The following is a 6,280-nucleotide window of genomic DNA, read 5'->3' on the forward strand; positions in this document are numbered from 1 at the left end:
TGATTAAAATGGTGAAAGATAATAGTAGTGAAATAGGTTTTGAAAAGCAAATTTGGGATGCTGCTGAGGAACTAAGAGGTTCAATGGATGCAGCCGAATATAAACATGTAGTATTAGGATTAATTTTTCTAAAATACTTATCCGATAAATTCGAAGAAAGATACCAGGAACTAGTTGAAGAAGGAGATGGTTTTGAAGAAGATATTGACGAATACACTTACAAAAACATATTCTTTGTTCCTCCCGAAGCCCGTTGGTCAGAAATTGCTAAAAAAGCAAATACTGCAGAAAATGGATTGGCAATTGATGCAGCAATGAAATCTATTGAAGACAATAACAAATCACTTAAAGGAATATTGCCTAAAAACTTCTCAAGACCAGAATTAGATAAAAAGAAACTTGGTGCGGTAATTGATATTTTCACTAATGTGCAGATGTCTGAGAAAGGTGATAAAAAAGACATTCTTGGACGTACTTATGAATATTGTTTAAGCATGTTTGCAGAAACTGAAGGTAAAAAAGCAGGAGAGTTTTACACTCCTGCATGCGTTGTAAAAACTTTAGTTTCAGTTTTAAAACCATTTGATGGAAGAGTTTATGACCCATGTTGCGGATCTGGAGGTATGTTTGTCCAATCAAAAAACTTCATTGATAACCATAGTGGAAATATAAACAATTTATCAATTTATGGTCAAGAATCCAATCCAACAACTTGGAAAATGGCAAAAATGAATTTAGCCATAAGAGGACTTGAAGCAAACCTTGGAGAACACCAAGAAGACACATTCTTAAATGATTTACATCCAACACTTAAAGCAGATTATATAATGGCAAATCCACCATTCAACCTTAAAAAATGGGGACAAGAACAATTACAAGACGATGTAAGATGGAAATATGGAATACCACCAAAAGGCAATGCAAACTTTGCATGGATGCAACATATGATACACCACTTATCACCAAAAGGAAAAATCGGATTAGTTTTAGCTAATGGTTCATTATCATCAACTACATCTGGTGAAGGAAAAATAAGACAAGCTATTGTAGAAGATGACCTTGTTGAATGTATTATTGCATTACCTACACAATTGTTCTATACTACTGGAATACCTGTATGTTTATGGTTCTTGAATCGTAATAAGAAACAAAAAGGTAAAACTTTGTTTATTGATGCTCGTGAAATGGGAACAATGGTTTCAAGGAAATTACGTGAACTAACTGACGAAGATATTAATTTAATTGCTGATACCTTCACTAAATTTGAAGAAGGAACTCTTGAAGATGAAAAAGGATTCTGTAAAGTTAGTGACTTAAAAGAAATTAAAAAACACGATTTCATATTAACACCTGGACGTTATGTTGGATTTAAACCTGAAGAAGACGATGGAATACCATTTGAAGAAAAAATGAAAACATTAACAACAGAGTTAGATGCTTTATTTAAAGAATCCCACGAACTTGAAGGAAAAATACGTCAAAATCTAAAAGATATAGGTTTTGAATTTTAAATTGACTATTTATATTAAAGGAGGTGATAAATTTGAGTTTAAATTTTGTTGTGCTGCACCAGAGGATAAGTTTAATAATCTTTCATAATTGCCATAAATATAATAATAAACAAATTTTGGATTAGCTAATGACTTATCAATAGTCAAATTACAACAAGCTTGATTTGTTGTGAGATTAATCATATTCATTGCTACTTTTGCAGCAGTTGCTCCATACATTGCAACAATCACAGAATCTTTTTTAACCCATTTTGCAGCACTATTTTCAAAGCCTTCTTGTGTAATATATTTTTCAGTATCATAAATCCTATTAAAATTAATTTCTTTTGTATTTAACCAAGGTATATCCCCACCATAATATTCTTCATTTGTACTTTTTGGTGTGCCTCCACTTGAAACATTTAAACATAGTTCTCCAATTGTTGTGACATTCCATAAACTCAAATATAATTAAAAAATTTCCAATTAGTATTCCTCCATTAGACATTCAGAATAATATTGTAAACTTATTATCTACAATAGATGATAAAATAGAATTAAATCAAAAAATAAATAAACATTTAGAGATATTATTGCATTCTATATTTAATTACTGGTTTATAAGTTTTGAAAAATTTAGTAATTCAACATTTACAGAATCAAAATTAGGTGAAATTCCCAAAGATTGGAGAATAGGTATTTTAAAAGATTTATTGTCCCTGAAAAAAAATCCTATCAAACCATCTGAAACAAATGGATTACCTTATCTCCCTATTGATATTATTCCAATGAATTCACTAGGAATTTCAGAATTAAAATCTGATGAAGAAGCTAATAGTAGTTTAATTTCATTTGATAAAAATGATATTTTAATAGGAGCAATGAGAGTTTATTTTCATAGAGTTGTTATTTCTCCTTGCTCAGGGATTACTCGATCAACATGTTTTGTATTAAAACCTAAAAAAGAATATTATTTGAGTTATTTATTGTTATTGTGCAATTTAGATCAAACTATTCAATATGCTCAAAATACTTCTAAAGGAACAACAATGCCTTATGCTGTTTGGGATAATGGTTTAGGGGATATGGATATTATAATTCCACCAGAAGATATATTAAATGAATTTCATAATTTAGTATTTCCAATAATTGAGAAGATTAGAGACAATTATAATGAAATTAATAAATTACAGAAACTAAGAGATACTTTACTTCCAAAATTAATGTCTGGTGAAATTGATGTTTCAAAGATAAATTGTGATTTGATAATCACTAGTCATTATTTATCTGTAAGATTTCCAGTCATCCAACATTTATTCATCAAATCATACAATTTAACTTCCAGATTGATTGATACTGCTATAAATATTTAATATATTCATGTTCAAATTATCAGTATTAACCATTAAGATAAACTTCAGAATTTGTGCTTCAATAGTAATTAATATATTTATTAGTAAAACAAATATTATATTATAATAATTTATTTCTCGGGGAAGAATAATGATTAAAGTTTATGTTTCAAGATTTGATAGTGAAACAGACAAAGAACCTCATTTAGAATGTTATGAAATAGATAAAACACCTAGTATGAAAGTTCTTGATGCACTTAACGCTATCAATGAAAAATATGATGCTAATATTAGTTTTAGAAGTTCTTGTAGGGCAGGACAATGTGGTTCCTGTGGAATATTATTTAATGGAAATGGTGCATTAGCTTGTCAAAAAGAAATTAAGGACGGAGCTATTATTGAACCTCTCAGATTCCCAGTAATTAAAGATTTGATTGTTGATAAATCTAGTATTGAAGCAAAAGTAAAGGATTTAGAATTGTCTCTTCAGTGTGATCATAAATGCGACCATTTAGATACCAGCATCACTAAAGAGGATACAAAAGATACCAAAAAGGTTAGAAATTGTATTGAATGTTATTCTTGCTATTCAACTTGTCCTGTTGTTAATATTGCAACAGAGGAATTTGGCGGACCTTACTTAATGAGATATATCAACAAGTTTGATACTGACCCTAGAGATAATTATGATAGACTTAAAGAAGCATTGGATGAAGGATTATATAAATGTACCAGTTGCGGTAAATGTTTATCTGTTTGTCCGAAAAACATCAATACCTTTGGAGATGCAATAGAAAAAATGAGAGTTATTGCAGTTGCAAACGGCTCCGGACCACTACCTGAACATGTTGCATTTAAGGAAAACATTTTGAAAACAGGGAGATCCCTCAAAGCTGATAAAGAACCATTTATCAAAGAGGCAGTAAATAAAACTGGTTCAAAAATAGCTTTCTTTACTGGTTGTATGGTTGATTATAGATTCCCTGAAGTTGGCCATAGACTAGTTAAAGTCTTGAAAGAAAACGGAATAGACATTGATGTTCCTGAAGGTCAAGTTTGCTGTGGTTCTCCTCTTTTGAGAACTGGTCAGACAGATATTGTTCAGGACCTTGTTGATAAAAATAAGGAAGTCTTTAAGGATTATGATACTGTAATTACAGTTTGTTCCGGTTGCGGTTCTACATTGAAAAATAATCATCCTGATTTTGGCTCAAAACTTAATGTAATGGATATTAGTGAGTTTTTAGTTGATAAACTCGATGAAGATAAACTAAAAGAAGTTAACATGACTGTTACATACCATGACCCTTGTCATTTGGCTAGAGGTCAAGGCATCAAAGATGCACCTAGGGAAATTATTGAAAAGATACCTGGTGTTGAATTTAAAGAGATGCTGTATCCGTGCCAATGCTGTGGTGCTGGTGGAGGAATAAAATCCGGAAAACCAGAAATAGCTATGGATTTATCTAAAGCAAAAGCAGAAATGATTAAAGATACTGGTGCTGATGCAGTAGTTACAATATGTCCATTTTGCGAATTAAACATACAAGATGGTTTAAATGAAATTGGATGTGGAGACATTGAATGTATACACATCTTAGAATTGTTAAATAGAGCTTATGAATAATTGAAATTAGGGGTTGATTAATATAGGAGATACTGCTGTTAGTGAGCAAAAGATAGTTGAAACTGTACCATTAGATTCAGATAAAGAAGACAGCGAGAAAAAATCAACTTCGACAAAAAAAGCAAAATCTACAAATCAATCTAGAGGAACTGCAAGAGCAAAACTTATAAAAGACCAAGAGCAAAAAGAATTGAGTCTTTTTAAAGATAATATTTATATTGTTTTTGTAGAATGTGAAACACCTGGAAATATTGGTTTTCTTGCAAGAACAATGGCAAACTTTGGATTGAAAAATTTAGTATTGATTAATCCACCTACATTAACCAAAGAAGCTTATTATCAAGCTACTCATGGAAAATATATTGTTGAAAATGCAATGATTTTTCCTACTTTAGATGATTTTTACCAATCTCATAGAATTGATTTTAAAGTTGCATCAACTGGAATGGCTGGTGGAAGTTATAACCTATCAAGAATTCCTATAAGACCAGAAGAACTTGGTCAATCCATGAATGTTTCAAATAAAATAGCAATATTGTTTGGAAGAGAAGGAAATGGACTTACAAATAAAGAAATTGCAGATTGTGATATTTGTGTTTCTATTCCAACAGATCCAACATATCCAATTTTAAATATTTCACATGCTGCTGCGATAATTTTTTATGAGATATTTAAAAATAAACATGATTTTGGTGCGGAAGGACTTGATGAAAGTACAAATCTCGAAAAAAAATACTTATTGAAAGATATGGTGGATTTAATTAATAATTTAGATATTCCAGAACATAAAAAAAGAAATGGAATTAAAACTTTCAATAACATTATTTCAAGAGCATTCATTACCTCAAGAGAAGCTCATACATTCAAAGGAATATTAAGACGATTGAAAAACAAAATTGGTGAACAATGAGAAGGATTAGCTTTGCAGATGTTAGTATATTTGTTCTTAAATACATTTTTAACTGGAGATTCTGGATAGCTAAAATAACTAAAAAATCAAAAATTTATAAAAAATTCATTGATAATTTTCTTTTTAAAGATGATGAAATTGTTGTTATACCAAATACCATCAGCATAAACAAGAAAATCGAATCCAAAGGTTGTGAATTTTTACCAACAGATGTTATTAAAGAAGTTGTAAAACGTTGCGATGATATTGTAATCATGAATAATTGTCTTTGTAGAACTTCAAATAACTGTCAGGATTATCCTAAAGATATCGGATGCATATTTTTAGGTCCGACATCCAGAAAAATTCCAAAAAACATTGGTAAAAAGGCAACTGTAGATGAAGCACTTGCTCAAATTGATAAAGCAGATGCTGCAGGGCTTACCCATATTATCGGAAGGAATAAAATAGATACTGTGTGGATGAATGTAAGGCCCGGAAAAGGTCTTTTGACAATTTGTCATTGCTGTCCGTGTTGCTGCTTATGGAAAGTTTACCCTACTCTACATGAAGATATAAGTGGCAAACTGGAAAAACTTGAAGGTGTTGAAGTAAAATTCAATGAAGATAAATGTAAACTTTGTAAAAAATGTTTACAAGAAGTTTGCATGTATAAAGCCATCAGTTTAGAGGATAATAAGATTACAATTGATTATGATGTCTGTAAAGGATGTGGTCTTTGCAGTAATATATGTAAATTTGATGCAATTACTATTAATTACACCAATAAAACTATTGACAATGTAGTTAACAGAATGAATGATTTGATCGAGATAAAAGAATTATAAAGAAGAATTATTTTTATTTAGGCTTTGTAGAAATCCTTATTTTTCTTGAATTTGTGTTGTTCTGTAAATGTTGT

6 protein-coding genes are annotated in these 6,280 nt (G+C 30.2%); 5 read left to right on the forward strand and 1 reads right to left on the reverse strand.

Annotated features, from left to right (window positions below; translation table 11 throughout):
• The first annotated feature begins 8 nt into the window (after positions 1–8).
• The gene (locus ACI389_RS06725) at positions 9–1,511 is read left to right on the forward strand and encodes a type I restriction-modification system subunit M (protein WP_439780768.1); all 1,503 of its coding nucleotides are present in this window, start codon (positions 9–11) and stop codon (positions 1,509–1,511) included.
• A 9-nt stretch (positions 1,512–1,520) separates the two neighbouring features.
• Here the strand turns inward: ACI389_RS06725 and ACI389_RS06730 are convergent, their stop codons facing one another.
• Positions 1,521–1,955, reverse strand: a complete 435-nt coding sequence (locus ACI389_RS06730; RefSeq protein WP_439780769.1) for a restriction endonuclease subunit S — start codon at positions 1,953–1,955, stop codon at positions 1,521–1,523.
• A 128-nt stretch (positions 1,956–2,083) separates the two neighbouring features.
• Here ACI389_RS06730 and ACI389_RS06735 point away from each other — a divergent pair, with 128 nt between their 5' ends.
• From ACI389_RS06735 to ACI389_RS06750, 4 genes are all read left to right on the forward strand, one after another.
• On the forward strand, positions 2,084–2,863 hold the full coding sequence (locus tag ACI389_RS06735) for a restriction endonuclease subunit S (RefSeq protein ID WP_439780770.1): 780 nt from the start codon (positions 2,084–2,086) through the stop codon (positions 2,861–2,863).
• Between the two features lie 130 nt (positions 2,864–2,993).
• Positions 2,994–4,469, forward strand: coding sequence for a fumarate reductase (CoM/CoB) subunit TfrB (gene tfrB / locus ACI389_RS06740; RefSeq protein WP_439780771.1), 1,476 nt, complete (start codon positions 2,994–2,996; stop codon positions 4,467–4,469).
• A 13-nt stretch (positions 4,470–4,482) separates the two neighbouring features.
• Positions 4,483–5,379: a TrmJ/YjtD family RNA methyltransferase gene (locus ACI389_RS06745; RefSeq protein WP_439780772.1), complete on the forward strand. Its 897-nt coding sequence runs from the start codon at positions 4,483–4,485 to the stop codon at positions 5,377–5,379.
• Positions 5,376–6,206: a DUF362 domain-containing protein gene (locus ACI389_RS06750; protein ID WP_439780773.1), complete on the forward strand. Its 831-nt coding sequence runs from the start codon at positions 5,376–5,378 to the stop codon at positions 6,204–6,206. The genes ACI389_RS06745 and ACI389_RS06750 overlap by 4 nt, the downstream gene beginning before the upstream one ends.
• Positions 6,207–6,280: the final 74 nt, after the last annotated feature.

It is taken from the genome of Methanobrevibacter sp., from assembly GCF_051877095.1.
Lineage (GTDB): Archaea > Methanobacteriota > Methanobacteria > Methanobacteriales > Methanobacteriaceae > Methanocatella.

Coding starts and splice junctions, on each gene's coding strand:
- ACI389_RS06725 (WP_439780768.1), top strand. CDS start 9: ATGGTGAAAGATAATAGTAGTGAAATAGGTTTTGAAAAGCAAATTTGG.
- ACI389_RS06750 (WP_439780773.1), top strand. CDS start 5,376: ATGAGAAGGATTAGCTTTGCAGATGTTAGTATATTTGTTCTTAAATAC.
- tfrB (WP_439780771.1), top strand. CDS start 2,994: ATGATTAAAGTTTATGTTTCAAGATTTGATAGTGAAACAGACAAAGAA.